Source organism: Pseudomonas saliphila, from assembly GCF_008638345.1.
Taxonomy (GTDB): domain Bacteria; phylum Pseudomonadota; class Gammaproteobacteria; order Pseudomonadales; family Pseudomonadaceae; genus Halopseudomonas; species Halopseudomonas saliphila.
This window is the reverse complement of record NZ_VTVA01000001.1, coordinates 98,294-121,110: the sequence shown is the minus strand read 5'-3', so window position 1 is coordinate 121,110 and position 22,817 is coordinate 98,294. Positions and strand designations below refer to the sequence as shown.

General features: G+C 56.5%; 24 protein-coding genes. 21 read left to right on the top strand and 3 right to left on the bottom strand.

Annotation, left to right across the window (positions count from 1 at the left end; all coding sequences use genetic code 11):
• The first annotated feature begins 49 nt into the window (after positions 1-49).
• Complete coding sequence (locus tag FHK95_RS00565; protein WP_150302644.1) at positions 50-1,486, top strand: FAD-binding protein; 1,437 nt, start codon at positions 50-52, stop codon at positions 1,484-1,486.
• A gap of 116 nt (positions 1,487-1,602) precedes the next feature.
• Here FHK95_RS00565 and FHK95_RS00560 read toward each other — a convergent pair whose 3' ends face one another.
• Positions 1,603-2,196, bottom strand: a complete 594-nt coding sequence (locus FHK95_RS00560) for a carboxymuconolactone decarboxylase family protein (protein ID WP_150302643.1) — start codon at positions 2,194-2,196, stop codon at positions 1,603-1,605.
• An 11-nt stretch (positions 2,197-2,207) separates the two neighbouring features.
• Positions 2,208-2,927 carry a TetR/AcrR family transcriptional regulator gene (locus tag FHK95_RS00555; RefSeq protein WP_150302642.1) on the bottom strand — a complete coding sequence of 240 codons (720 nt, stop codon included), beginning with the start codon at positions 2,925-2,927 and terminating at the stop codon, positions 2,208-2,210.
• Positions 2,928-3,206: 279 nt separating this feature from the next.
• Between FHK95_RS00555 and FHK95_RS00550 the strand changes: the two genes are divergently transcribed.
• From FHK95_RS00550 to FHK95_RS00455, 20 genes are all read left to right on the top strand, one after another.
• Positions 3,207-3,662, top strand: coding sequence for a nuclear transport factor 2 family protein (locus tag FHK95_RS00550; RefSeq protein ID WP_150302641.1), 456 nt, complete (start codon positions 3,207-3,209; stop codon positions 3,660-3,662).
• Positions 3,663-3,694: 32 nt separating this feature from the next.
• Entirely contained in the window at positions 3,695-5,038 is a 1,344-nt protein-coding gene (locus FHK95_RS00545; protein WP_150302640.1) for an aromatic ring-hydroxylating oxygenase subunit alpha, read from the top strand.
• A gap of 167 nt (positions 5,039-5,205) precedes the next feature.
• Positions 5,206-5,730, top strand: coding sequence for a nuclear transport factor 2 family protein (locus FHK95_RS00540; protein ID WP_150302639.1), 525 nt, complete (start codon positions 5,206-5,208; stop codon positions 5,728-5,730).
• A gap of 2 nt (positions 5,731-5,732) precedes the next feature.
• Entirely contained in the window at positions 5,733-6,263 is a 531-nt protein-coding gene (locus tag FHK95_RS00535) for a nuclear transport factor 2 family protein (protein WP_150302638.1), read from the top strand.
• A gap of 63 nt (positions 6,264-6,326) precedes the next feature.
• A complete protein-coding gene (locus tag FHK95_RS00530) occupies positions 6,327-7,649 on the top strand; it encodes an aromatic ring-hydroxylating oxygenase subunit alpha (RefSeq protein WP_178114667.1) in 1,323 nt (440 codons plus the stop codon).
• A gap of 129 nt (positions 7,650-7,778) precedes the next feature.
• Positions 7,779-8,252: a VOC family protein gene (locus FHK95_RS00525; protein ID WP_150302636.1), complete on the top strand. Its 474-nt coding sequence runs from the start codon at positions 7,779-7,781 to the stop codon at positions 8,250-8,252.
• A 109-nt stretch (positions 8,253-8,361) separates the two neighbouring features.
• Complete coding sequence (locus FHK95_RS00520; RefSeq protein WP_150302635.1) at positions 8,362-9,348, top strand: thiamine pyrophosphate-dependent dehydrogenase E1 component subunit alpha; 987 nt, start codon at positions 8,362-8,364, stop codon at positions 9,346-9,348.
• Positions 9,345-10,340 carry an alpha-ketoacid dehydrogenase subunit beta gene (locus FHK95_RS00515; RefSeq protein WP_150302634.1) on the top strand — a complete coding sequence of 332 codons (996 nt, stop codon included), beginning with the start codon at positions 9,345-9,347 and terminating at the stop codon, positions 10,338-10,340. Before FHK95_RS00520 ends, FHK95_RS00515 begins: the two co-directional genes overlap by 4 nt.
• A 20-nt stretch (positions 10,341-10,360) precedes the next feature.
• Entirely contained in the window at positions 10,361-10,591 is a 231-nt protein-coding gene (locus tag FHK95_RS00510; protein WP_150302633.1) for a biotin/lipoyl-containing protein, read from the top strand.
• Positions 10,591-11,352, top strand: coding sequence for a 2-oxo acid dehydrogenase subunit E2 (locus tag FHK95_RS00505; protein ID WP_150302632.1), 762 nt, complete (start codon positions 10,591-10,593; stop codon positions 11,350-11,352). The genes FHK95_RS00510 and FHK95_RS00505 overlap by 1 nt, the downstream gene beginning before the upstream one ends.
• A gap of 33 nt (positions 11,353-11,385) precedes the next feature.
• Positions 11,386-12,162, top strand: coding sequence for an SDR family NAD(P)-dependent oxidoreductase (locus tag FHK95_RS00500; protein WP_150302631.1), 777 nt, complete (start codon positions 11,386-11,388; stop codon positions 12,160-12,162).
• Positions 12,163-12,270: 108 nt separating this feature from the next.
• Positions 12,271-12,996 carry a TetR/AcrR family transcriptional regulator gene (locus FHK95_RS00495; protein ID WP_150302630.1) on the top strand — a complete coding sequence of 242 codons (726 nt, stop codon included), beginning with the start codon at positions 12,271-12,273 and terminating at the stop codon, positions 12,994-12,996.
• An 88-nt stretch (positions 12,997-13,084) separates the two neighbouring features.
• Complete coding sequence (locus tag FHK95_RS00490) at positions 13,085-13,534, top strand: Zn-ribbon domain-containing OB-fold protein (RefSeq protein WP_150302629.1); 450 nt, start codon at positions 13,085-13,087, stop codon at positions 13,532-13,534.
• Positions 13,534-14,682: a thiolase family protein gene (locus FHK95_RS00485; RefSeq protein ID WP_178114666.1), complete on the top strand. Its 1,149-nt coding sequence runs from the start codon at positions 13,534-13,536 to the stop codon at positions 14,680-14,682. The genes FHK95_RS00490 and FHK95_RS00485 overlap by 1 nt, the downstream gene beginning before the upstream one ends.
• Before the next feature lie 40 nt (positions 14,683-14,722).
• Entirely contained in the window at positions 14,723-16,117 is a 1,395-nt protein-coding gene (locus tag FHK95_RS00480; RefSeq protein WP_150302627.1) for an aromatic ring-hydroxylating oxygenase subunit alpha, read from the top strand.
• A gap of 69 nt (positions 16,118-16,186) precedes the next feature.
• Positions 16,187-17,383 (top strand): acyl-CoA dehydrogenase family protein, encoded by a 1,197-nt coding sequence (locus FHK95_RS00475; protein ID WP_150302626.1) that lies wholly within the window; start codon positions 16,187-16,189, stop codon positions 17,381-17,383.
• Entirely contained in the window at positions 17,380-18,468 is a 1,089-nt protein-coding gene (locus FHK95_RS00470; protein WP_150302625.1) for an acyl-CoA dehydrogenase family protein, read from the top strand. Before FHK95_RS00475 ends, FHK95_RS00470 begins: the two co-directional genes overlap by 4 nt.
• Positions 18,469-18,488: 20 nt before the next feature.
• Positions 18,489-20,126: an AMP-binding protein gene (locus FHK95_RS00465; protein ID WP_150302624.1), complete on the top strand. Its 1,638-nt coding sequence runs from the start codon at positions 18,489-18,491 to the stop codon at positions 20,124-20,126.
• Between the two features lie 22 nt (positions 20,127-20,148).
• On the top strand, positions 20,149-21,114 hold the full coding sequence (locus FHK95_RS00460; protein WP_150302623.1) for a PDR/VanB family oxidoreductase: 966 nt from the start codon (positions 20,149-20,151) through the stop codon (positions 21,112-21,114).
• Positions 21,104-22,006, top strand: a complete 903-nt coding sequence (locus tag FHK95_RS00455) for a DMT family transporter (RefSeq protein ID WP_206668512.1) — start codon at positions 21,104-21,106, stop codon at positions 22,004-22,006. Before FHK95_RS00460 ends, FHK95_RS00455 begins: the two co-directional genes overlap by 11 nt.
• A gap of 18 nt (positions 22,007-22,024) precedes the next feature.
• On the opposite strand, the gene FHK95_RS00450 is transcribed toward FHK95_RS00455, so the two are convergent.
• Complete coding sequence (locus FHK95_RS00450) at positions 22,025-22,807, bottom strand: enoyl-CoA hydratase/isomerase family protein (protein WP_206668511.1); 783 nt, start codon at positions 22,805-22,807, stop codon at positions 22,025-22,027.
• Positions 22,808-22,817 lie beyond the last annotated feature (10 nt).

Genomic DNA, 22,817 nt, shown 5'->3' with positions numbered 1-22,817 from the left:
GCTGAAATAGCCTTCTGACGAGGGCCCTGTCAAAAAGAGCGAGAATCAAATGAATTGGGATATCGAAGCGGATGTCGTGGTAGTTGGATATGGTATTGCGGGCGCCTGTGCGGCTATCGAAGCGAAGCAAGCTGGTGCTGAGGTGCTGGTACTGGAGCGTGCCAGCGGTGGAGGTGGGTCAAGTGCGATGTCATCAGGCATCTTCTACCTGGGCGGGGGTACCCCGGTACAAAAAACCTTTGGCTATGACGATACCGCCGAGGAAATGTACAAGTTCATGATGGCCTCAACAGAAGCCGAGGACCCCGAAGCAATCCGAATCTTCTGTGACAATAGCCTGGAGCACTTTAACTGGCTGGAGTCGCTGGGCGTCCCCTTTGAGCGAAGTGAACACAAGGAGAAGGCTGTATTTCTCAATACCAGCGAATGTCTTTTCAGTACGGGTAACGAGAAAGTCTGGCCGTACAAGCTGATAGCGCGCCCGGCTCCTCGCGGACACAAGGTTGCGGGGATCGGTGAGAATGCCGGTGCCGAAGCCATGAAAGCCATCCTCAAGCGCTGTGATGATCTCGGTATCGACGCCAGATACGACTGCCAGGTGCAATCGGTGATCCGTGATGAGCAAGGTCGAGTGATAGGGGTAGAAGCCAGGCAGAATGGAGAGGTGCTTCGGATCGGTGCCCGCCGCGGGTTGATCATGGCGACAGGTGGTTTCGCCATGAACCGCGAGATGGTTAGTGCAAACGTACCTTTGATGAGTGAGGCGGCTGAGCCTCTGGGTATTCCCTCCACGGACGGCTCGGGCATCATTATGGGGCAGCAGGTTGGTGCCGCGACTGCCGCCATGGACGGGGTGATAGCAACTGCCTCCATCTATCCCCCCGGGAAATTGATCAAAGGCATTCTGGTCAACAAGCTAGGCAAGCGCTTTGTCGCCGAAGATTCCTATCACGGTCGTACCGCGTCCATGGTCATGGAGCAGCCGGATCAGACTGCTTACCTGATCGTCGATGCTGAGGTTTTTGCCTATCCCGAGATTACCTCGGCCCAACACCGACTTGTCGACGGCTGGGACACCATTGAAGAAATGGAGGCTGGCCTGGAAATGCCGGTCGGAGCGCTGCAAGCAACCATGGCTCGGTATAATCAGTACGCAGCAGAGGAAGCAGATCCTGATCTTTTCAAGGCAGCGGAGTGGCTCAAGCCCCTCGATCAAGGGCCCTATGCGGCGTTTGATATCTCCTTCAACAAATCCATCTATCTTTATATGACTCTCGGCGGTCTGAAGACCAACGCCCAGTCTCAGGTTCTTGATCCGTCTGGCTATCCCATTCCCGGATTTTATTCGGCTGGCGCCTGTGCGGTGCACATTCCCCGGACGGGGAAAAGTTACGCAAGTGGTATGAGTCTGGGGCCCGGCTCATTCTTTGGTAGAGTTGCTGGCCGCGAAGCTGCGCAGGCAGCAGGGCAAGGAGCCAATCCGTGAAGTTCAGTTCCCGCCATTGATCCAGCGATCCTGAATATCCGAGCGGGTCGGCATGTGATGCGCCGGATGGAATGGCGGGCTTGGCAGTTCGGAGTTGGAACTGCCAAGTTCGCATATCAACGTACTACAACCGGCGCTCCACTCCAGGGTGTGATGGGGCTGCCGGTTTTCTCCTGATAGGCTTCCGGCAACTCTTCCACCATATCCCACACAGCGCCGAGCCGGCCGAACCCTACACAGAACGCGACCCACACGCCCAGTTCGACAAGCTGAGGTTCGCTGTAATGCTGTCGCAGTTTTTCAAATAGCGCATCGTCGATGCGAAGATGGTTAGTGGCGAACAGATCTGCATATTGCAGCGCAGTCTTTTCTGCTTCGCTGAGGTCCTTTGCCTCAGGTGGGTTTTCCAGCGAGCAGACCAGGTCTTCATCGACACCAGCATCGACCGCATCGCTATAGCGGATAGCCAGACAGCTGCGACATTGGTTGTGGAAGGCAAGCCGCAGGCGCACCAGCTCCTTGAGCCGAGGTCCTAGCGTCCAATCTTTGCTAACGCCCAGGCCAAGGGAAATTACCCCCTGCGCGATGGCGGGGCGGTGGGCAAAGATACGCATGGTTCCCTGTTCCAGCGGTGTTGCTTGCTCCGCACGAAAACGCTGACGCAACTCTGGATGCCACTCAGAGACTGGAAGTTTGGTTATTCTGGACATGGCTACCTCCTTTACTTGGCGTTATTGGTCACGTTTTCGGATTGGCTTGCGGCGTTCGGCTGCAATCCCATATAACGGCAGGCCATGCGCATGGTTTCCTCCTGATAGCGGGGGCTGGCCACGCTGAAGAAGGGGTCATCAGGCTCCTGGGGCATGATGGACCAGATGGCCGAGCCGCGAATGACGTAATGCAGATAGCGCACTGCCGTCGCCAGGTCAGTATGGTCAAACTCACTGATGTGGCGTTCATACAGGCTCTGCATCAGTTGGCAAAAGCTTTCTTCTGCCTTGGCCAATGTCTGGTAAAAACGTATGTCGGCGCCACGGCGCTGCTCTACCAGCCGCAGAAAGCCGGCATCCTCCTGGGAAGAGCTGAACACAATGTCGATATGAAAGCGGATCACTTCAATGGCCTGTGCGGTCTGCCAGTGGGGTTGTTCGACCATCTCCCAAATATGCGCTTCGCGGGCGGTGCGGTAATGCTCGTAAAGCGCTCGGAAAATCGAATGCTTGTCGGGAAACAGATTGTAGATTGACCCTACTGACACGCCAGATTGTCGCGAAATCTGCGCGATAGTAGTCGCTTCGAAACCCTGCCCTATGAACAGATCACGCGCCGTGGTCAGCACCTTCTGCAGGGTATCCCGGCTGCGCTGCTGGCTGGGCGGGCTGATCCAGTCCGTGTCGTTCTTCCACAAGGCTGTCGAAAAACCAACTGTATTTTTTAGCATTCATTTTCCGGTCAGGGGCTTGGGCCGCCCCACATGGGTGATGAAGTGGTGGCCAGTGTCACAAAGAGCTCTCCATGACACAACGCCTGTGGCAGGTTGTTCGTGGGTCGAGCCGCGTCCGGCGCCTCCGGACCAATCGCGTTGACAGCTACCGCATTAAGCAGTAGTTTTGGACTTGTTTAGAATAGCATTCTAATTACTCTCTGTAGAGTGCGTCGATTTGAAAAAAAGGTGACCGGAGCTGCCCGTAGCCCGCGTTCCCGTAGCAAGGGGTCCCCCATGAAAACAAAAATGAAAGTACCAGTCGAAGACCGCATTGCCCTCCAGGATTTGATGACCGAATACTGCTATGCAGTGGACAAGCTGACCGATCTCGCTGATTTGCTTAACCTGTTCACTGATGATGCGGTACTGGATTTCTCTGATATTGGCTTGCAGGCGATGCCCGGTAAGGAGCGGTTCCGCCCGTTCTACGAGAATGTGTTCGCGGATATGACTCACCATACCCACTACATAAGCAATTTCCGTCTGGAGTCCTACACCGGCGAAACCGCGGTGATGACGGCTTATGCAGAAGGGTTGGGGCGTTCCAGGGATGGCAATACCGTGCAGGTTCATGTGCGCTACCGCATGAACTTCCTCAAGATCGCTGATGACTGGAAAATCAGCGCCTATTACATCCTGAAAGGCATGCCGATGCCTGAATCTCTCGCCGAAATTCATCACGATCACTGAGTGCCCTGTTTGCCCTCAAGGGAGTACATAGCATGACCAGCAAATTGAACGATACTGCCCAGACCGCCAGCTACCCGACCCATCCGGATGCCATGCCGCTGAAGGTGCGAGGAGACAAAATTACCGGAGACCGTTACTGGTGCAAAGATTTTGCCAGGCGAGAGTGGGAGCACATGTGGAAGAAGGTATGGCATGTGGGCGGCCGTACTGCCCAACTGGAGCTGCCGGGGGATTACATAGTCCATCGCTTTCGACACGAGTCGATCCTGATCGTCAAACAGAAGGACGAGTCCATTCGCGCCTTCTTCAACGTGTGTCAGCACCGTGGTAATCAGTTGGTGGCAAATGAAGAGGGTGGCATGGATGCCTTTACATGCCCCTATCACGGCTGGCGCTGGGGCATTGACGGAGAACTTCAATGGGTACAGGACGAAGAAACCTTCTCGCAGGGCAGCCCGTGCGGCAAGTTGCGCCTCAAGGAACTCCGCTGCGAAATCTGGGGCGGGTTCATCTTCTGGAGCTTCGACCAGGATGCCAAGCCGCTTCTGGACTTTCTGGATCCCATCCCTGCATTGCTCGGAAACCGTGGTCTGGATGACTATGTGCGTGTGGTATGGCGCAGCCTGAGAGTCAACACAAACTGGAAGTTCGCTTCGGATAATTTCAACGAGGCCTACCACGTTGCGGTGGTGCATCCTCAGTTTGCTCCGATGATCGACGACCACTACGACAATACCCTCAATGAGATGTACCCCAACGGGCATAATCGCATGATCCAGAAGCTGCAGCCCTCGAGCCGGCTTCCAGTAGAAGACAGGACCCAGGAGCTGTGGGTTGAGGTATTGAAGGAGTGGGGGATTGACGCAGAGGAGTATCGCGGCCGTGACCATGAAGCACGCCTGGCGCTACAACAGGCGCGTCGGAAGATGGGACCGCAGCGCGGTTATACCCACTACAGCAACATGACCGATGACGAGCTCACCGATCAGATGCACCATACCTGTTTCCCCAACCTGACGCTGACCGGTACCGCCGAAGGGTTGCATGTGTTCCGTACTGAACCCGACGCGGATGACCCTAATTGGTCAACCTTTGATTACTGGTATCTGGTGCCCAGGATAGAAGGGCAGACAGAGGTGCCCACGTTGTATGGCATGCGCCCGGTAGAAGAGGCCGAGCATGAAACGGATAACTATGCTGAATATGAAGCAGCGATAGATCAGGGCGACTTTCTTACTCAGGACCTTGATCTGGCAGAGACAATGCAGCGTGGGTTGCACTCCATGGGCTTCGAAGATTGCTACCTATCCGATCAGGAAGTTCGGGTACGGCGTTTCCATGAAGTAATCAACGATTATCTGGAAGGGCGCCGCTGATAGCGGCGAACGGAGAGCGGCTCAGTCTGCTCTCCGTGAGCTGCATCAACGTATATAAAAAACAGCTTGTATTGTTTTGTCTTGCAGGATTATGGTGAGATCAATCCAGGCTGGCCGATTCAGCCCCAACTACTAATAAATCAAAATAAACAGGGTATGGAGCCAATATGCAGCAATCCGATCTGGAGCTACTGAAGCAGGTAGAAACCAAGCAGGCGCTTGGCTTGCTTAACACACAATTCGCCCGTGCATTCGACCGTATGGATCGATCTCTGATGGTCTCCCTCTGGGCGCAGGATGCTGAAGTGGACTGGGGAAAACATCAAGGCGCAGCGCAGTCGTTTGTGGAAGCGGTTACCTCGCCCGATGAGAGCCTGGAGCGCACCTTCTCGTCCATTTCCAATGAGTATTATGAGGTCGACGGGGACAGCGCTCGTGGCGAGGTCTATGTCATCAACATCACCACCCTCGTCAAAGATGGCAAAAAGGAAGATCGCCTCATCGGTGGCCGTTTCCTCGATCATTATCGCAAGGAGCAGGGCACATGGAAGATTGCCAAGCGCAGCTTCGTGCATGACTGGAATATGAACCTGCCTACCACCGCCGTCCTGGACGAAGGCTTGTTTGCCCAGTTCCGTCTACGCGGTGAGCGCAGCCAGAATGACCCTGTTTACGCATTGTTCGGAGGTTAGTCATGGAGCTCTCCGAGAGGATACGTGCCATCGTTGATCGCCAGGCGATCAACGACCAGATGACTCGCTATATACAGGCAGTGGACCGCTGCGATCTGGCGCTGCTCAAGTCGGTGTTCCATGCCGACGGTGTCGTCGATTTCGGTGTCTTTGCCGGCAATGCCTGGGAGTTCTGCGAACAGAATATACCCTTCATCAAGGAAAACCTGGTGATGGGTTGGCATCGTTTTACCAATGTGGGTCTGGAACTGGAGGGAGATCGGGCCAAGGCAGAGAGCTACATGCTTGGCAATGCTGCCGTGCGCCTGCCGGACGGCAGTCTGATCAACTGTCCGGATAACATGCGCTATCTCGATGTATGGGAGAAGCGCGCTGGAATCTGGCGAATCTATTCCAGGGATCTGGTGCTCGACTGGAACGCCTCGTGGGCGTTCAGCCAACGATCAGACGGCGAGTTTGAGCAATACCAGCTTCAAGGACGGCGTGATGAGAGTGACCCGGTCTATCAGCTTGATCTGATCCGACCGCTTTAATAAGAAAACACTAATCCCGTTTTTCAACCTGCTATGGCTGAATTCGGGAAGGAGTCTATAGATATGAACGCGTCTTTGTCGTTGGCTGAACGTACCCGTCAAGCACTGGTTGATGCAAAAGAAGTCCTGCGCGGCGACCCGATCTCCGGTGATCGATATTACAGCAAGGAGTTCATGCAGCAGGAATGGGACCACATGTGGACGCGCACCTGGCAGGTGGGCGCTGTAGAAGCGCAATTCCCCGATGCGGGGTGCGTGGTCACACATGAAATTGGTCGTGAATCAATTTTGATGGTGCGTGACGATGAGGGCCGTATCCGGGCGTTCTATAACGTATGTCAGCATCGCGGCAACCGCATGGTCGAGTGTGAAGAGACCAAGGTGCGCCGCCTGGTGTGTGGGTACCACAGCTGGTGTTATGGCCTCAACGGCAATCTGCTGATTGCCAAGGACTCGGAAGACTTTCCCCAGGGAAGCCCGGTCGGCAAGCTCAGTCTCAAGGAGCTTCGCTGTGAAACCTTTGGTGGCCTGGTCTGGTTCAATATGGATCGAGAGGCTAAGCCCTTGCGTGAGTCGCTGGGTGTTGTGGCGGATCAGCTTGAAGCCTATGAAATGGACAAGATGGTCCGTGTCATGCACCTCACTTGCGAAGTGAACTGCAACTGGAAGGTGATTCAGGACAACTTCAATGAGGCCTATCACGTGCAGTCGTTGCACAAGGAGTTGGCAGCCCACATTGATGACCATTACCAGAACACCACCTTCCAGATATTCAATAACGGCCATAGCCGCATGTTGATGAAGGGCTCCTTGCCAGCCGGCGGCGGGAAGACCAAAAAGGTTCAGGCGCCGCTGGACGACATCATGCGCGGGTGGGGGTTGGATCCTCAGGACTTTGAAGGGCGGGTTAATGAGGTCAGGCCTGCGCTGCAGAAGCAGAAACGGGCACTGGGCGACGAGCGTGGTTATGCCCAGTACGCAAACCTGACGGATGACCAGCTATCGGATTATTACCACTACACCTTGTTCCCCAATATGTCTTTCACCATGGCAGCCGAGAGCTATCAGATACTGCGCCCGCAGCCTCACCCGACAGACCCCGAAAAGTGTCTGTTTGATCATTGGTACTTCGTGCGCCCGGCCAAGGGCGAGAAGGAGGCTGTCACTCCGCTGGGCATGTGGCCGATGGAGGCTGCCGCTCATGAGGTATTCACGCATGGGGAAAAATCCATGGGGTTCGTTGCAGACCAGGACCTGAGTGTGGCCATTGCCCAGCAACAGGGATTGCATTCCCGTGGCTACGAGGATGCCTATCTGGCGGGGCAGGAGTCACGAGTGCGTCGCTATCACGAGGTCATTAACGACTATATCGCCGGCAGGGTCTGAGCGATCGTTCAACTGACAGGGGAGGGCGCGGCAGTGCGCCTTTCCTGCAAGGTTGAAATTCTTCTCCCCTCTTTGTGGTCATGTGGATAAGTGCGGCAGGCAGCTTACGCCGCCAGGAGCATCATTCTTATGATTAACGCTGTACACCACGTCGCTATATCGACTGCCAATCTGGACAGGCTGGCCGATTTCTACTGTGCAGGCTTCGGTTTCATCGAAGAGAGTCGGGTTGGCTGGCCTGTAGGGGTTGAGCCTATTAACAATATTATGGGCTTGCCAGAATCTGCAGCCCGCACAGTTATGCTGCGCCTGGGGAGTATGCGTCTGGAGCTATTCCAGTTTGAAGAGCCAGCGCCGCCCGCGGTCACAGCCACGCGGCCCGTGCATCATCATGGCATTACCCATTTTTGCTTTGATGTGACCGATATCGATGCCGTGTATGAGCAACTGGAAACCTTGGGCGCTTCCTTCCATTGTCTACCTCAGGATTTCGGGGAGTCAAAAGCCACTTATGGACGAGACCCTGACGGAAACGTGTTCGAACTGACTGAAATTTTCTCGCAAGCCGGTGCGAAAAACCCACGCAACTACTTACCCAAATAACCCCTTGCTGTTTGTAATTGCCCTAGATAGAATCAATAAAAACAACCTTGTCGGTTTTAATGAGGCGGGGTGGAATTCAAATAATAGAGGTGCACCATGCGAGGCAATCATGACTGATACCAATGCTCCCGACACGGCCACACTGCTTGAAATCTATCGCAAGGCGACGTTGATCAAGATAGCGGATGACCGTTTTATCGAACTGATCAAGGCAGGACAGATCGCTTCGCCCTATTACTCACCACGTGGTCAGGAACTTGTACCCTCTGCCATCTCCGTCAACCTGCGTGCCGATGACTATGTGATCACCACCTACCGTGGCATCCATGATCAGTTGGCCAAGGGCATCCCGCTTAAACCCTTTGTCGCAGAATTCATGGGACGCGCTACCGGTACCTGTAAAGGGAAGGGCGGCCCTATGCATATCACTCATATGGCGTCCGGCTTGCCAGTTACGACCGGGGTAGTTGGTTCGGGTCTGCCGATTGCCAATGGCCTGGCCTGGGCCTCGTTGTTGAAGAAGACCGGTCAGGTCACCGTAGTGAATTTCGGCGATGGTGCCTCGAATATTGGTGCTTTCCATGAAGCGCTCAACCTGGCGTCGGTCTGGAATCTTCCGGTGGTGTTCGTTTGCCAGAACAACGGATATGCCGAACACACCAAATACGAATACGGCACAGGCGCGCGCGACATCGTTGATCGCGCCATTGGCTACGGCATGCATGGTATCCAGTGCAACGGCAACGATGTAGTCGAGATGTGGTCCGCAGCGCGCGAGGCGATTGAGCGCGCCCGTAACGGCCAGGGGCCGACACTGCTTGAAGCCAAGACCTTCCGTTTCCGCGGGCACCTGCTTGGTGACGACGGCCACTATATTTCCAAGGACATCATGCAGGCAGCGGTGGCGGCGGATCCGATGCCATTACTTCGCGCCTGGTTGTGCGAGCAGGGTCATGCATCCGAAGAACAGCTGCAGGCTATTGAAGACACCAATCGGGAGCAGTTCGAGGAAGCGGTGCAGTTTGGTCTGAACAGTCCACCACCCGATGTCTCGGAATTGACCAAGGATGTATTTGCAGAAGGGGCCGGGGTATGAACGACACAAAGAAGAAACGCATGAATATGGCCCAGGCCATCAACCTGGCCATGCACGATGCCATGACGCTGGATCAAGCGGTGGTGACCCTGGGTGAAGATGTGGCCGATCGGGAAGGGGGCGGGGTCTTCAAGTGCACCGCCGGATTGTCCGAGGCTTTCGGCACCGACCGCGTCAAATCCACTCCTATCGCAGAACAAGCCATCATGGGCGCAGCAGTGGGTGCAGCGCTGGCCGGCATGCGGCCAGTGGCTGAGATCATGTTGATGAACTTCATGACCGTGGCGATGGACCAGGTGGTCAATCACGCCGCCAAGCTACGCTTCATGACCGGCGGACAAACCAACGTGCCGCTGACGATCCGCACCGCCACCGGAGCCGGTTTCGGCACGGGCGGGCAGCATGCCGACTATCTGGAGGCCTGGTTCGCGCATACCGCCGGTATCAAGGTCATTGCGCCATCTAATCCTGCGGATGCCTACGGCCTGTTGCTGTCGTGCATTTTCGATGATGACCCCTGCCTGTTCATTGAAAGCTTGCCGCTGTATTTCGCTATGGGTGACGCGCCGCTACAGGGTGAGCGTATTCCTTTGGGCAAGGCACGCATTGCCAGACAGGGCAGTCACGTGACCATCGTCAGCTACAGCCGCACCATGGTTGAGGTGTTACAGGTAGCTCAGGACCTGGAGAAGCAGGACATATCGGTAGAAGTCATCGACTTGCGCACCATTTCACCACTGGATATGGACACCATTCTTGAGTCGGTAACCAAGACTGGTCGTCTGGTGGTCGCCCATGAAGCCCAGGTGGATTTTGGGGTGGGTGCCGAGATCGCCACACGGGTGCACAAGGAATTGTTTGGTCAACTCAAGGCGCCGGTTGCGCGGGTTGGCGCTGCACGTTCGCCGGTTCCTTTCTCCAAGGCCCTGGAAGACGTTTTCATCCCCACCAAGCAGCGCATCACCGATGCGGTACTTGAAGTACTCAAATAAAAACAGAATGGAATGATCTTATGACTACTGAAATTATTCTACCCAAACTCGGATTTTCGGTTAATGAAGCGCTTCTGGCGGAGTGGATGGTTGCCGATGGCGCCGAGGTGTCCAAAGGCGATCCTCTTTACGCCATCGAAAGCGAAAAATCCATGCAGGAGATCGAGGCTCCTGCTGATGGCACACTGCGTATTTTGCAGCAAGCTGGAGAGACCTACGAAGTAGGAACCGTCATCGGGGAGCTGGTCTGATGACCGCGGCAAATAAGGTGGCGCCGGCTTGGCCGGCGAACCTGCCGCCGATGCCTGAGATGGACTTCACCCAGTTTGGCGACGTGGAATTAGCCGACTTGTCCCGTCACCAACAATACGCGGGAGCTTTCCTCGGCCGCAATTGGGCGCAGATCCCACACGTGACCCACAACGACGAGGCGCCGGCTGACAAGCTCAATGCCTTTCGTCGCGCCTATGGTCAGGAACTGGGGTGCAAGTTCACGCCGCTGCCTTTTCTGATCAAAGCGCTAGTCAACACTTTGAAAGAGTTTCCGCTGTTCAATGCCTCCCTCGCCACGGGTGGCAAGCAGGTGGTGATGAAGAAGTATTACCACGTGGGAATCGCGGTGGAGACAGAGAAGGGGTTGCTGGTTCCAGTGATCCGCGATGCCGATCAGAAGTCGATTTCCGAACTGCACGGTGAGCTGGTTGAGACGGCCGCCAAGGCGCGCACCAAGGGCCTGTCTATCAGCGAGATGTCAGGTGGGTGCATGACCATTAGCTCGCTCGGTTCCATCGGCGGCACGTCCTTCACGCCGATTATCAATGCGCCGGAGCTGGCGATTCTTGGCATTACCCGGGAATTCGAAAGGCTGGTGATGGAGGAGGGACAAATCATCAACCGACGGTTCATCCCCCTGTCGCTCAGTTATGACCATCGGGTAATTAATGGCGCCGATGCTGCCCGTTTCTGTCGCTTTTTTGCACAACAGCTGGATCAGCCAGAGTTGCTGGTGTGATTGTCGGCAGTAAGCCTTGAAAGGATAAGAATAATGAAAAAGTTTGTTGATCAGTTTTCCCTCGAAGGCCGCGTCGCTCTGGTGACGGGCGCTGGCTCGGGGCTGGGTGCCCACTTCGCCAAGGTACTAGCGCATGCGGGGGCCAGTGTGGTCTGCGTTGGCAGACGCTTGGGGCCAGTTGAAGAAGTCGCGACGGAGATTGTTTCAGATGGTGGGAAAGCTATCGCCCTGAGCATGGATGTCACCGATCCGGCCAGCATCGATAGCGCCTTTAGTATCATCCAGAAGCAACTGGGATTGGTCGATGTGCTGATCAATAACGCAGGGCTATCTAATCCAGCTCCGTTTGAAGAAATGAGTCGGGAGCAGTGGACCTCTCTGGTAGATGCCAACCTGTCTGGTCCCTTCTATGTGGCACAGAACATGGCTAAGCGTCTGATCGCGGCGGGTAAACCCGGCGCCATTATCAATATCGCGTCTATCCTCGGGCACCTGGCCAGGCCGCAATTTCTGAACTACGGAACGACCAAAGCTGCGGTGATCTCGATGACTCAGTACATGGCACTCGATCTCATGCCATATGGCATCCGTGTCAATGCGCTCGCCCCGGGTTATTTCCCGAGTGAGATGACCAACCCCTTCTATGAATCTGAAGCGGGCAAGCGGGAGGTGGGTGCATTGCCGATCAAGCGCCTCGGACGTCACGAAGAGCTAAACGGGCCCCTGTTACTGTTAGCCAGTGAAGCGGGCGCCTATATGAGCGGTAGCGTATTGACCATCGATGCCGGCCACTCCGTGCGCCTGACCTAGATAACGCCGCTTATAAAGTCTTGTTTGTTTTTTATTTGCTGTACTCGTTGAGGCACTAGACTAAACTGTTCCAACATGGAGTCAGGTTCAGGCTAACGGAGTCAAAGAATGGAAAAGCAGAACGCGATCGAAAAAAAACGCACACCTCGTCGCCCGGTGCGCCGTGGCAAGTCTGTGGACGGCAGCTGGCAGGCAGAAAAGAGCCATTTGATGCGTCTGCACATTCTGGATGCCACCATGCAATGTCTGATAGACATCGGCTATACCCAGACCACGACCGAGAAGATTGCCAAGCAAGCCGGCGTCTCGCGGGGCGCGATGACCCATCATTTCAAGTCGCGGGCGGATGTTTTTACTGCTGCTGCGGAGCATATTACTGATATTCGAGCGCGGGAATATGACCAGGCGATACAAGAGGTTTCCGCGAAAACCGGCAGCTTTCCGACGGTTGAAAGCATGCGCGAAACGCTCACAGCACTGCAGCATTACTATATGAAACCGTCCTTTCTGGCGTTTCAGGAGTTGATCCGTGGGGCCAGGACCAACGAGCAGCTGAACGAGGTCATGGCGCCACTTGAGAGTGCGCTGGATGAGCGGATGTCGGTGAGCATGGTAGCGCGCTTTCCCATCTGGGCCGAGCCTGACATGGCCGAGGCGGGGGAGGTTCTGCGCGATTTGATAATGCATTCCTTGCAGGGTGTGGCATTGAATCCGGCTCCCTATCTCTCGGGTGGACGTCTGCAACGACTGCACGATCTGCTCGCCCGCACCGCGCTCTCCCAATTTGAAGAGCTTCTTGCAAAGCGAGCTGTAAAACTCGCCGCTGCGAAATAAATCCATCGTTGGATCCCTAATAAACGTTGCTATTTAGCTGCCGATATATTAAAAACAATCTTGTCGGTTTAAAACAGGATCAGCCATAATGAATTCCCACGCTACTGTTCATCACGCGACCCAGCATCTCCTGCGTTCGAGCGAGAAGGGACTGGTATTGCTGGGCAGCCGCTGTCAGGCATGCGCTGAGCATTATTTCCCGAGTGCCGACAGCTGTACCCGCTGTGCCGCGACCGACATGCTCGCCTGTGAACTCGGCGCCCGAGGCGTGCTCTGGTCCTGGACAGTTCAAGCATTTCAACCCAAGTCGCCTTATAACGGCGGCGAGGCGGCGGAAGACTTCCAGCCTTATGGTGTTGGCTATATCGAAATGCCCAGCGGCATCAAGGTAGAGAGTCGCCTCACCGTCGCTGACCCCGCCAGGTTACGCATCGGGATGCCGATGCATTTGGTCGAGGCTGATTACGGCGGCGGTGCAGATACCGTCCTGCGTACCTTTGCCTTCGCTCCGTCTAACCCTGCCAAGGAGTCCATCTGATGGAAGATATCGCAATCATCGGTGTGGGCATGCACCGTTTTGGTCGCACTGACGGTGTGTCGGGTCAGGCTCAGGGTGCGCATGCCGTGCGCGAAGCGCTTAAGGATGCGGGCGTTACCTGGGATCAGATCGGAATTGCCTATGGCGGCAGCCAGGACGGCGGCAATGCCGATGCCCTGAGCAATCACCTTGGACTGACCGGTTTGCCCTTTGTCAATGTAGCGAACGGGTGTGCCACCGGCGGCAGCGCCTTGGCCAGTGTAGTTGCAGCGTTGCGCTCAGGCATGACGGATATCGGTGTCGCGGTGGGTTTTGACAAGCATCCGCGCGGTGCCTTCAACCCTAAGCCCGCAGATTGGGGCCTGGAGGACTGGTATGGCGAGACAGGACTCATGCTCACTACCCAGTTCTTTGCGCTCAAGACTCAACGTTATATGCATGAACATGGCGTCTCCGAAGATGCCCTGGTCAGAGTAGCGCAGCGGGCGTTTCGGAATGGCGCGCTTACTCCCCACGCCTGGCGTCAGCGGGAGCTCAGCTATGAAGAAATAGCCGACTCAATGCCGGTCAATCTCCCGTTGCGCAAGTACATGTTCTGCAATCCCGCCGAGGGTGGAGCCGCGCTGGTGCTGTGTCGTGCCAGCGAAGCGCATCGCTATACCGATCATCCGGTATTGGTAAGGGCTGCGGTCATGCGCACCCGCCACCATGGCTCCTTTGAAGTGTTCAGCCCGTCGCTGGCTGCAGAAGCCGCGCCGGCCCCAACGGTAACGGCTTCGCGTGCTGCATATGAGGAGGCAGGGGTAGGTCCGGAAGATATCAACGTAATCCAGCTGCAGGATACGGACAGCGGCTCGGAAATTATTCATCTTGCAGAAAACGGTTTCTGTGAGCACGGCGAGCAGGAGCATCTGTTACGCCAGGGCGAGACAGATATCGATGGACGACTGCCAGTAAATACCGATGGTGGTTGTCTGGCCAACGGTGAGCCAGTAGGCGCATCGGGTCTGCGACAGGTCATTGAAGTGTGTTTGCAACTTCGTCAACAGGCAGGAGCACGTCAGGTTCCGGGTGCGCCGCGGCTCGGTTATACCCATGTGTATGGCGCACCAGGCGTCAGCGCGGTAACCATTCTCGAAGCGCCGTAGTACTTGCAGCAGCGTGTATAAAAATAATGAGGGCGTCAGCATGAGCAACTTGAAGCAAGCAAAATTTACCGTTCTTCCACCGGAAGAAGTGGGCAACCCGAATATGTTCCAGGAGCTCCTGAAACAGGAAAAAGTCCCCGTCCCGGATCGGCTGAAATCCAATTTTCCTGGTTTTTCGGATGAGGACATGCCCATCGAGCGCTATAGCGCGCGCTGGTTCCACGAGCTCGAGGCGGAAAAGCTCTGGACTAAAGCATGGCAGATGGTCTGCCGAGAGGAAGACATACAGAAGCCGGGCGATCACGTGGTGTACGACATCGTTAATGCATCGATCATTGTCATGCGCGGTCAAGACGGCGTCATTCGTGGCTTCCACAACTCCTGTCTGCATCGGGGCCGGGCGTTGCGCATGAGTGGCGGCGCGGTAAACCAGTTGCGCTGTCCCTTCCACGGTTTTACCTGGGATCTGCAGGGCGAATTCAAGAGCATGCCGACGAAATGGGATTTTAAGCATGTCGATCCCTGTGAGATGAAGCTACCAGAAGTGCAGGTAGATACCTGGGCTGGATTTGTCTTTATCAATCCCGATGCGGATGCGCCCTCGCTCACCGAGCACATCGGGGTCATGCCTGAGCACTTCAAGGATTACAGCATGGAGCGTTCGGTATCCATCGCCCATGTGCAGCGGCGTATGCCCTGTAACTGGAAAGTTGCCCAGGAAGCCTTTATGGAATCCATGCATACCCGGGCGACGCATCCGCAAATCATGACCTTTACCGGCGATATCGACAGCCAGTACGACATGTACGGCGACAATATCAGCCGCAGCGTTACGCCGATGGGCGTCACCAGCTCGAACCTGGAGGATGTGGACCAGGCGCTGGTGTTGCACGACATTCTGGAAGAGTCCGGGCGTATGGCCGATGCGGACAGCAGCCGTCACGTCTTGCCGGAAGGGATGTCTGCCCGAGAATACATCGGCGAGATGAATCGTAGGATGTTTGCCGAAGCGTCGGGCGACGACCTGTCCCAGGCCACGCTTGCGGAACTGCAGGACGCTCTCCTGTACTCCATCTTTCCTAACACTCAGGTGTGGGCCGGTTATTTCGGCAACATCGTCTATCGCGCTATTCCTGACGGTGACAACCATGAAAGCTGCATATTTGATATCTGGGTGCTGGGTCGCCATAAGAAAGGTGAGGCCTGTCCTCCTGGCGCTCGATTGACCAGTCTGCCGGATGACGTCGATTTTTCCAAAGCCCCCGAGCTGGGCGCGTTGGGACCAGTGTTTGATCAGGATATGAGTAACCTGGATGCCATGACCAAGGGCTTGAAAGCCTCGACGAAAGGTAAGGTCACGCTTGCCAGCTACCAGGAAAGCCGCATTCGCCACCATCACCTGACATTGGATAAATACCTGGGTCTGGGCAAGTAGCAGCGTGCCCGCTCGGCAGCATGGGCGGGTTATTTTTTTGCAGCAACTGACCGGGCTCGAGAGATGACAATGAACAATAGCGTATTGGACAAGGCGCAACAGCTGCGCGAGGCGGTAAGGCATTTTTACCGCAACGAGATGCCAGCTGGGCTGCGCGATAAATCACACCGGCATCAGGTGCTGGACAAGCAGGACTATCTGCAGTGGATGCAGCTACTGGACCAGAAGGGCTGGGCTGTAGGTCACTGGCCGAAGGAACATGGCGGCCAGGAGTGGTCATTGCTTGAGCGCTTCGTGTTCGAAGACGAACTGGCCAGGCTGGGCTGTCCGTGGGTCATCCCCTTCGGTGTCAAATACGTGGGCCCGGTTATTTACACGTTCGGCAGTGACGAGCAGAAGCGACGGTTTCTGCCAGGCATCGTCAAAACAGAAGAGTTCTGGGCGCAGGGCTATTCTGAGCCGAACGCCGGCTCTGACCTCGCTGGCCTGCGTACCCGTGCAATCCGGGATGGGGATGACTATGTGGTTAATGGCCAGAAGGTCTGGACCACCTACGCCCAGTGGGCTGACTGGTTATTCTGCCTGGTGCGCACGAGCACCGAAGGTAAGCCTCAGAGTGGCATCTCCTTTCTGTTGATCGATATGCGCAGCAAGGGTGTAACGGTCAAGCCGATCAGCACCATGGACGGCTACCACCATGTCAACGAAGTCTGGCTGGAAGACGTCCGCGTGCCGGCGGCGCACCTGGTCGGCGAGGAAGGTGCTGGCTGGACCTACGCCAAATTTCTGCTGAAGAACGAGCGCACCGCCGGCGCCATCGTGGGCCAGGCGAGGCATGTTCTGGATCGACTCACACTGTACGCACGTGAAACCCAGGTTAATGGTGAGCCGCTGATCAACCAGCCGCTCATGCGCAATCGTATTGGCGAATTCGAGTTGCGTTTTCTCGCACTCGAAGTGGCTTCCTATGACGCAGTGATGGCGATGCTCGAAGAGCGTGATAATGGTGGTGAGGCTTCGCTGGTCAAGATTCGAGGCACCGAGCTGTATCAGGAGGTGACGGATGCGTTACTGGATGCCATGGGCGAGGCGGCTATGGTGTTCGACCCAGCTGCATTGCACACGGCTGACGGGCTGCCACCTCTTGGTCCGCAAGATACCGGCGGCATCCTCAAGGAGCACTTCTACAACCGCGCCAATACCATTTTTGGCGGCTCATCCGAAGTGCAACGCAATATTATCGCCAAGGTGGTGCTCGGCCTATGACAACTGATCTTGAAACCATTGGCATGCTGCGCGACAGCCTTGAGCGGTACGCAGCGGATAACTATGCCTTTAATGACCGGCTGGGCATGTTGAAAGACTCCAGCGGGTACAACGAAAAGGTCTGGAACGATCTGGCCGAGTTTGGCTTTCTGACTCTGCGCTTGCCCGAAGATATGGACGGTCTGGATGGCGATGCCAATTCAGTCGGTGCCTTGATGGAGGTGGTCGGGAAATATTTGATGCAGGAGCCATTTCTGATCAGCGGTATCCTGTCTACCACGCTGGTGGCGCGGCTGGGCGATGCTGGGCAGCGTGAGCGCTTATTGCAGGGGCTGGGTTCCGGCCAGATGCTGTTCAGCTGTTCGCTGGAACATGCTGACGATTGTCTGCTGGAAGATAACAGGCTGAGCGGTCGGCTGGATCTGGTGATACACGGCGATGCCGCACATGGATTCCTGGTTGCGGTACGCACGGGCGCCGGTGAAATAAAGCTGGGCCTGGTCAATGCGTCTGCCCCCGGTGTGCAGCGCAATCCGTGCCGCCTGCTGGATGGCAGAGGCGCCGCCAGAGTAGTGCTAGACAACGCCGAAGTGGAATTGCTGGACACGCCTGCGGATGGCCTGAGCATCGAGCAGCACATCGACTTGCTAGTTGATGAGGCTAATGCAGCGTTGTGTGCGGAAGCCTGCGGCATGATCGATGCGTTGTTGAATACCACCAATGACTATCTCAAGGTGCGCACACAATTTGGCCGGCCGCTGGCAACCAATCAGGCGCTGCAGCACCGCATGGCAGATCTGTATTTGCTGCGCCAGGAGGCGTTCGCGCTGACCCGGGCTGCTGAGCGGGCGATCAGCCAGCCTGCTGCCGAACGGTCGCGTATCGTCAGTGGCGCTCGAGCCTATATCAGTCAGGCAGCACGGAAGGTAGCCAACGAAGCCGTGCAGATGCACGGCGGCCTGGGCATCACCGAAGAGCTCAATGTCAGCCATTTCTACCGCCGGATTATGTTGCTCAATAATCTACTGGGCGGACGCGATCAGCATTTCTCGCGTTTTGTTGAAAGCAGCCTGGGCGCTGCCTGACTGATCCTGGAGTGAGAAAAATGCAAAAAGATATCAGCGGCTGGACTGTTCGCCTGGATCAAGAAACGATTGATCGGAATGCCGCAAGTGGTAAGTGGGTCGGCAAGACCATAGCCGACATGGCCAAAGAGATTGTGGCCGAGGACCCCTTACGCATCACCCATGTATTTGAAGGGCAACCCTGCAATATCAGCGGACTGCTAGACGATGCGTTGCTTCTGGCGGGTGCGCTGCAGCGTCGAGGACTGGTTCAGGGCGACGCTATCAGCTTCCAGCTGCCCAATTGGCGCGAAGCAGCAGTGGTGGATCTTGCGGCTAGCTTGCTGGGACTGGTGATTGTTCCTGTGGTATCGATCTATCGCAACGCCGAAGTCGCCTTCATGCTGGCTGATGCAGGGGTGAAAGCTGCATTTTTCCCATCGGTGTATCGCGGGTTCGATTACGCCGAAATGATGCAGGGTCTGGCTGCCGAGCTACCTGCTCTGCGAGTGCTCTGTCAGGTACGAGGCGAGCAGCCGGTAACGGATGATTATCAAAGCCTGCTGGCCGAAGGCCGCGCAGCAACCGATCTACCAGACGTGGACGCCAACTCGGTGAAGCTGGTGCTCTATACCTCAGGCACCACCGGCAAGCCCAAGGCCGTGCTGCACTCGCACAATTCCGGCCCGATCCGGCTCAAGCGCGGCTTTGAGCACTGGGCCGGCGGACACAACGGCATTCTGCTGATGGCTTCGCCAGTGACCCACGTCACCGGATTGAGTGGTCTGGAACTGCCGTTCTACCTGCCTGCCCGGACTGTTTTCATGGATCGCTGGGACGCGCAGGAAGCGTTGGAAATCATTGATCGCGAGCAGGTGACTGTGAGCCTGGGCGCGACGCCATTCCTGCACGAGCTGTTGGCTCAGGCGGAAAAGCATGGTCGTCGCTTACCTTCACTGCGCGCCTTTGCCTGTGGCGGAGCCGAGGTGCCTCCCGCATTGATCTACAAGGCTGGCGAAGTCCTTGAGCAGTGCCGGGCATTCAGGGTTTTCGGCTCCAGCGAAGTCCCCTTGGTCACCCTGGGCTTCGTTGGCGAGGATCAGCTTGAACTGGCGGCGACGACGGATGGCGAAATCATGGACTACGACGTCAAGGTGGTCGATGACGACGGCCGCTCACTGCCTGAAGGCAGCGAGGGTGAGTTGATGATTCGAGGCCCGGCGATGTTCCTGGGCTATGCCGATGCACAACAGACGGCGGCCAGCTTTGATGCAGAGGGCTATTTCGCCACCGGCGATCTTGGCAAGGTGGTACACGGCAACGCCATCGTCATCACCGGGCGCAAAAAGGATTTAATCAATCGGGGTGGCGAAAAAATCAGTGCCAAGGAGGTAGAAGACATTCTGCATCAGGTGCCACAAATAGATGAGGCTGCGGTTGTTTCCATGCCGCATGCGCGTCTGGGTGAAACCCTATGTGCCTATGTCATCCTGCGTGAAGGCGCACAGCTAACGCTGAACGACATGGTGCAGAACGTGCTGAGCGCCGGTGTTGCCCGACAAAAGATTCCCGAACGATTGATAGTAGTCGACGACTTTCCTCGAACAGCGTCGGGGAAAATCAGAAAAGACCAGTTGCGCGCGGATATCCGCCAGCGCCTGGAAAACGATGCCGCTTGATAAAAACAAATAGGATTTCTCCATGGATACTGCCTCTCTGAATGTTCGTATTGCCCGTAAGACCATGGAAGCACTGGATATTACATCTCTGGAGCTGGAGCCCACCGATGGCAGCAAGCTGCCTGGCTTCAGTGCTGGATCGCATATCGACGTGGAAATACGCCCTGGTCTCGTTCGCCAGTACTCGTTATGCAACGACTCCTCTGAAGATCACCGTTATGTGATTGGTGTGCTTCGCGACCCCGCTTCCCGCGGTGGCTCTATCGCGGTGCATGATGAGCTGCAGGAAGGGCAGGTGCTGCGGATCAGCCTGCCGCGCAACCACTTCCCGCTGGCGCACAATGCCCACAAGTCATTACTGCTTGCCGGCGGCATCGGGGTGACCCCAATTCTCTGTATGGCCGAGCGCCTGGCGAAAATCGATGCAGATTTCACCATGCATTATTCCTCGCGCAGCGAAGAGCGCATGGCCTTTGTGAATCGCATCCGCGAGTCAGCGTTTGCGTCCAGGGTGCATTTTCACTTCGACGATGGTCCGGCTGAGCAAAGGCTCGATCTGCCTGCGGTTCTTCAGGCAGCCGGTGAGGATTGCCATCTCTATGTATGTGGGCCCAGTGGCTACATCGATTTCGTTACCTCGACTGCCCGGGCCCAGGGCTGGCCCGAGGAGCGCATTCACTTCGAGTTCTTCAGCGCCAAGCCGGTTGATACCAGTGACGACAAAACCTTTGAAGTGCAGGTTGCCAGCAGTGGCCAGGTGTATCAGGTCGGGGAAGATGAAAGCATTGTTTCGGTCCTTGCTGAGGCCGGCGTCGAGATAATGACCTCCTGTGAGCAAGGCATCTGCGGCGCGTGCATCACCCGGGTAATTGAAGGCACACCTGACCACAGGGATCAGGTGCTCAGCGACTCGGAACGTGACGACGAAGGCTGGTTTACCCCGTGCTGCTCGAGATCCGTCAGCAAGCGGCTGGTACTTGACCTCTAAGCCCGCAGTGCATCTGTCGGTTGCCTACGGTGTGGTAGTCCTTATCTGGGCCACCACACCGCTGGCCATTCAATGGGGCGCTGTGGATAGCGGTTTCAGCTTGGCTGCCATGTTGCGCATGGTGCTCGCGCTGGGCTGCGCTTTGCTTGTGCTGGCGCTTTGGCGGATACCTCTGGCGCTACATCGGCGTGCGATAAGCAGCTATGTGTGCGCGGGGCTTGGGCTATTTCTCGCCATGTTCTGCGTCTACTGGGCGTCGACCCGGATCGAATCAGGACTGATGTCGGTCATCTTCGGCACCTCGCCGCTGGTGACCAGCCTGCTGGCCGCCTGGTGGCTGCAAGAGCGCGCTTTTACTCCCCTCAGGTTGGCGGGCATGCTGCTGGGTTTGGCTGGGCTGGCGTTGATCTTTCTGGATGGCACGCTGGTCATGCAGCCGGGCTTTGCGGCGGGGATAATGGCGTTACTGCTAGGCGTGTTATGTAACTCCGCGTCATTGGTCGGGCTCAAGGTCATCAACGATGACAGCCACCCTCTGGCAACAACGACTGGCGCTCTGCTGGTGGCGGCTCCTTTGTTCACGCTCGCCTGGTGGCTGGATGGCGCGCTCTGGCCCGACGCCTTCAGCCTGCGCAGCAGCGTGTCGATCGTTTATCTCGGGGTACTTGGCTCGGTGCTTGGTTTCGCGCTGTATTACTTCATCGTGCGGAATATGGAGTCGGCCAGTGTCGCGCTGATTCTCGTCATCACTCCGGTATTGGCACTGGTGGTGGGCAGGGTATTCAACGCCGAAGATCTGCCGCCTGAGGTGTGGTGGGGCGCTGTATTGATTGGTCTGGGGCTGTTGCTGCACCAACGGCAAGCCGCCTCGGTGGAGACGGCTACCGGTTGAGGTCCAGGCGGGGCGGGATCAGCCGCGCTTGGTCAGGAACCCCTGCACTGCATTGGTAAAGTCCGGATGCGCGATACATTGGCTGAAGGCCTGTTTTTCCGCTGCAAGCTGACTGACCAGATCCTGTTCCAGGCCGCTGCGCAGCAAGCGTTTGATGTTGCCTGCGGCCAGCGCGGGCAGCTTGCACAAACGTTGGGCCAATGCCTCAGTGCGCTCTGCCAGTTGGTCAGCCGGCACCAACTGATTGACCAGATCCAGCGCTAGAGCTTCCTCTGCCTTGATAGTCTCTCCCAACAGTGCAACAGACATGGCGCGGCGCAGCCCGAGCTGTCTTGGAAGCGTCCAGGTGATGCCCAGATCCCCACTGACGCCCAGTGCCGTATAGGCAAAGCTGAAGCGGGTAGTGTCCGCGGCAATCAACAGATCACATGCCAAGGCCAGGCTCATGCCGGCGCCAGCGATGGGGCCCTGTACGCTGCCGAGCACGATCTTGTCGCACCGGCTGAGCAGGTCGATGGCCTGATTCATCGGTTCGATCAAGCTATCGGGGATGCTGTCGGGATCCGCCGCGAATTGGGCGATGTCCCCGCCAGCCATGAATGAGCGACCTTCGCCGCTCAGAATAATGACTCGAATGTCGGGATCTGCCACGGCCTGTTCGACGGACTGCTGAAAGACGCCGGCCATGGCACTGTCTATCGCATTGAGCGAGGCAGGTCGGTTGAAGCGCAGATGGAGCAGGGCGCCGTCACGTTCAATTTTTAACGGCGAGTTGGGCATTACGGATTCTCTCTGGGTCATGTCCGCACCT

Excerpts from the sequence above, each read along its gene's own strand:
- FHK95_RS00465 (WP_150302624.1), top strand. The coding sequence starts at position 18,489 with ATGCAAAAAGATATCAGCGGCTGGACTGTTCGCCTGGATCAAGAAACG.
- FHK95_RS00535 (WP_150302638.1), top strand. The coding sequence starts at position 5,733 with ATGGAGCTCTCCGAGAGGATACGTGCCATCGTTGATCGCCAGGCGATC.
- FHK95_RS00495 (WP_150302630.1), top strand. The coding sequence starts at position 12,271 with ATGGAAAAGCAGAACGCGATCGAAAAAAAACGCACACCTCGTCGCCCG.
- FHK95_RS00500 (WP_150302631.1), top strand. The coding sequence starts at position 11,386 with ATGAAAAAGTTTGTTGATCAGTTTTCCCTCGAAGGCCGCGTCGCTCTG.
- FHK95_RS00540 (WP_150302639.1), top strand. The coding sequence starts at position 5,206 with ATGCAGCAATCCGATCTGGAGCTACTGAAGCAGGTAGAAACCAAGCAG.
- FHK95_RS00545 (WP_150302640.1), top strand. The coding sequence starts at position 3,695 with ATGACCAGCAAATTGAACGATACTGCCCAGACCGCCAGCTACCCGACC.
- FHK95_RS00460 (WP_150302623.1), top strand. The coding sequence starts at position 20,149 with ATGGATACTGCCTCTCTGAATGTTCGTATTGCCCGTAAGACCATGGAA.
- FHK95_RS00525 (WP_150302636.1), top strand. The coding sequence starts at position 7,779 with ATGATTAACGCTGTACACCACGTCGCTATATCGACTGCCAATCTGGAC.
- FHK95_RS00515 (WP_150302634.1), top strand. The coding sequence starts at position 9,345 with ATGAACGACACAAAGAAGAAACGCATGAATATGGCCCAGGCCATCAAC.
- FHK95_RS00555 (WP_150302642.1), bottom strand. The coding sequence starts at position 2,927 with ATGCTAAAAAATACAGTTGGTTTTTCGACAGCCTTGTGGAAGAACGAC.
- FHK95_RS00510 (WP_150302633.1), top strand. The coding sequence starts at position 10,361 with ATGACTACTGAAATTATTCTACCCAAACTCGGATTTTCGGTTAATGAA.
- FHK95_RS00475 (WP_150302626.1), top strand. The coding sequence starts at position 16,187 with ATGAACAATAGCGTATTGGACAAGGCGCAACAGCTGCGCGAGGCGGTA.
- FHK95_RS00485 (WP_178114666.1), top strand. The coding sequence starts at position 13,534 with ATGGAAGATATCGCAATCATCGGTGTGGGCATGCACCGTTTTGGTCGC.
- FHK95_RS00470 (WP_150302625.1), top strand. The coding sequence starts at position 17,380 with ATGACAACTGATCTTGAAACCATTGGCATGCTGCGCGACAGCCTTGAG.
- FHK95_RS00480 (WP_150302627.1), top strand. The coding sequence starts at position 14,723 with ATGAGCAACTTGAAGCAAGCAAAATTTACCGTTCTTCCACCGGAAGAA.
- FHK95_RS00550 (WP_150302641.1), top strand. The coding sequence starts at position 3,207 with ATGAAAACAAAAATGAAAGTACCAGTCGAAGACCGCATTGCCCTCCAG.
- FHK95_RS00530 (WP_178114667.1), top strand. The coding sequence starts at position 6,327 with ATGAACGCGTCTTTGTCGTTGGCTGAACGTACCCGTCAAGCACTGGTT.
- FHK95_RS00520 (WP_150302635.1), top strand. The coding sequence starts at position 8,362 with ATGACTGATACCAATGCTCCCGACACGGCCACACTGCTTGAAATCTAT.
- FHK95_RS00560 (WP_150302643.1), bottom strand. The coding sequence starts at position 2,196 with ATGTCCAGAATAACCAAACTTCCAGTCTCTGAGTGGCATCCAGAGTTG.
- FHK95_RS00490 (WP_150302629.1), top strand. The coding sequence starts at position 13,085 with ATGAATTCCCACGCTACTGTTCATCACGCGACCCAGCATCTCCTGCGT.
- FHK95_RS00565 (WP_150302644.1), top strand. The coding sequence starts at position 50 with ATGAATTGGGATATCGAAGCGGATGTCGTGGTAGTTGGATATGGTATT.
- FHK95_RS00450 (WP_206668511.1), bottom strand. The coding sequence starts at position 22,807 with ATGACCCAGAGAGAATCCGTAATGCCCAACTCGCCGTTAAAAATTGAA.
- FHK95_RS00505 (WP_150302632.1), top strand. The coding sequence starts at position 10,591 with ATGACCGCGGCAAATAAGGTGGCGCCGGCTTGGCCGGCGAACCTGCCG.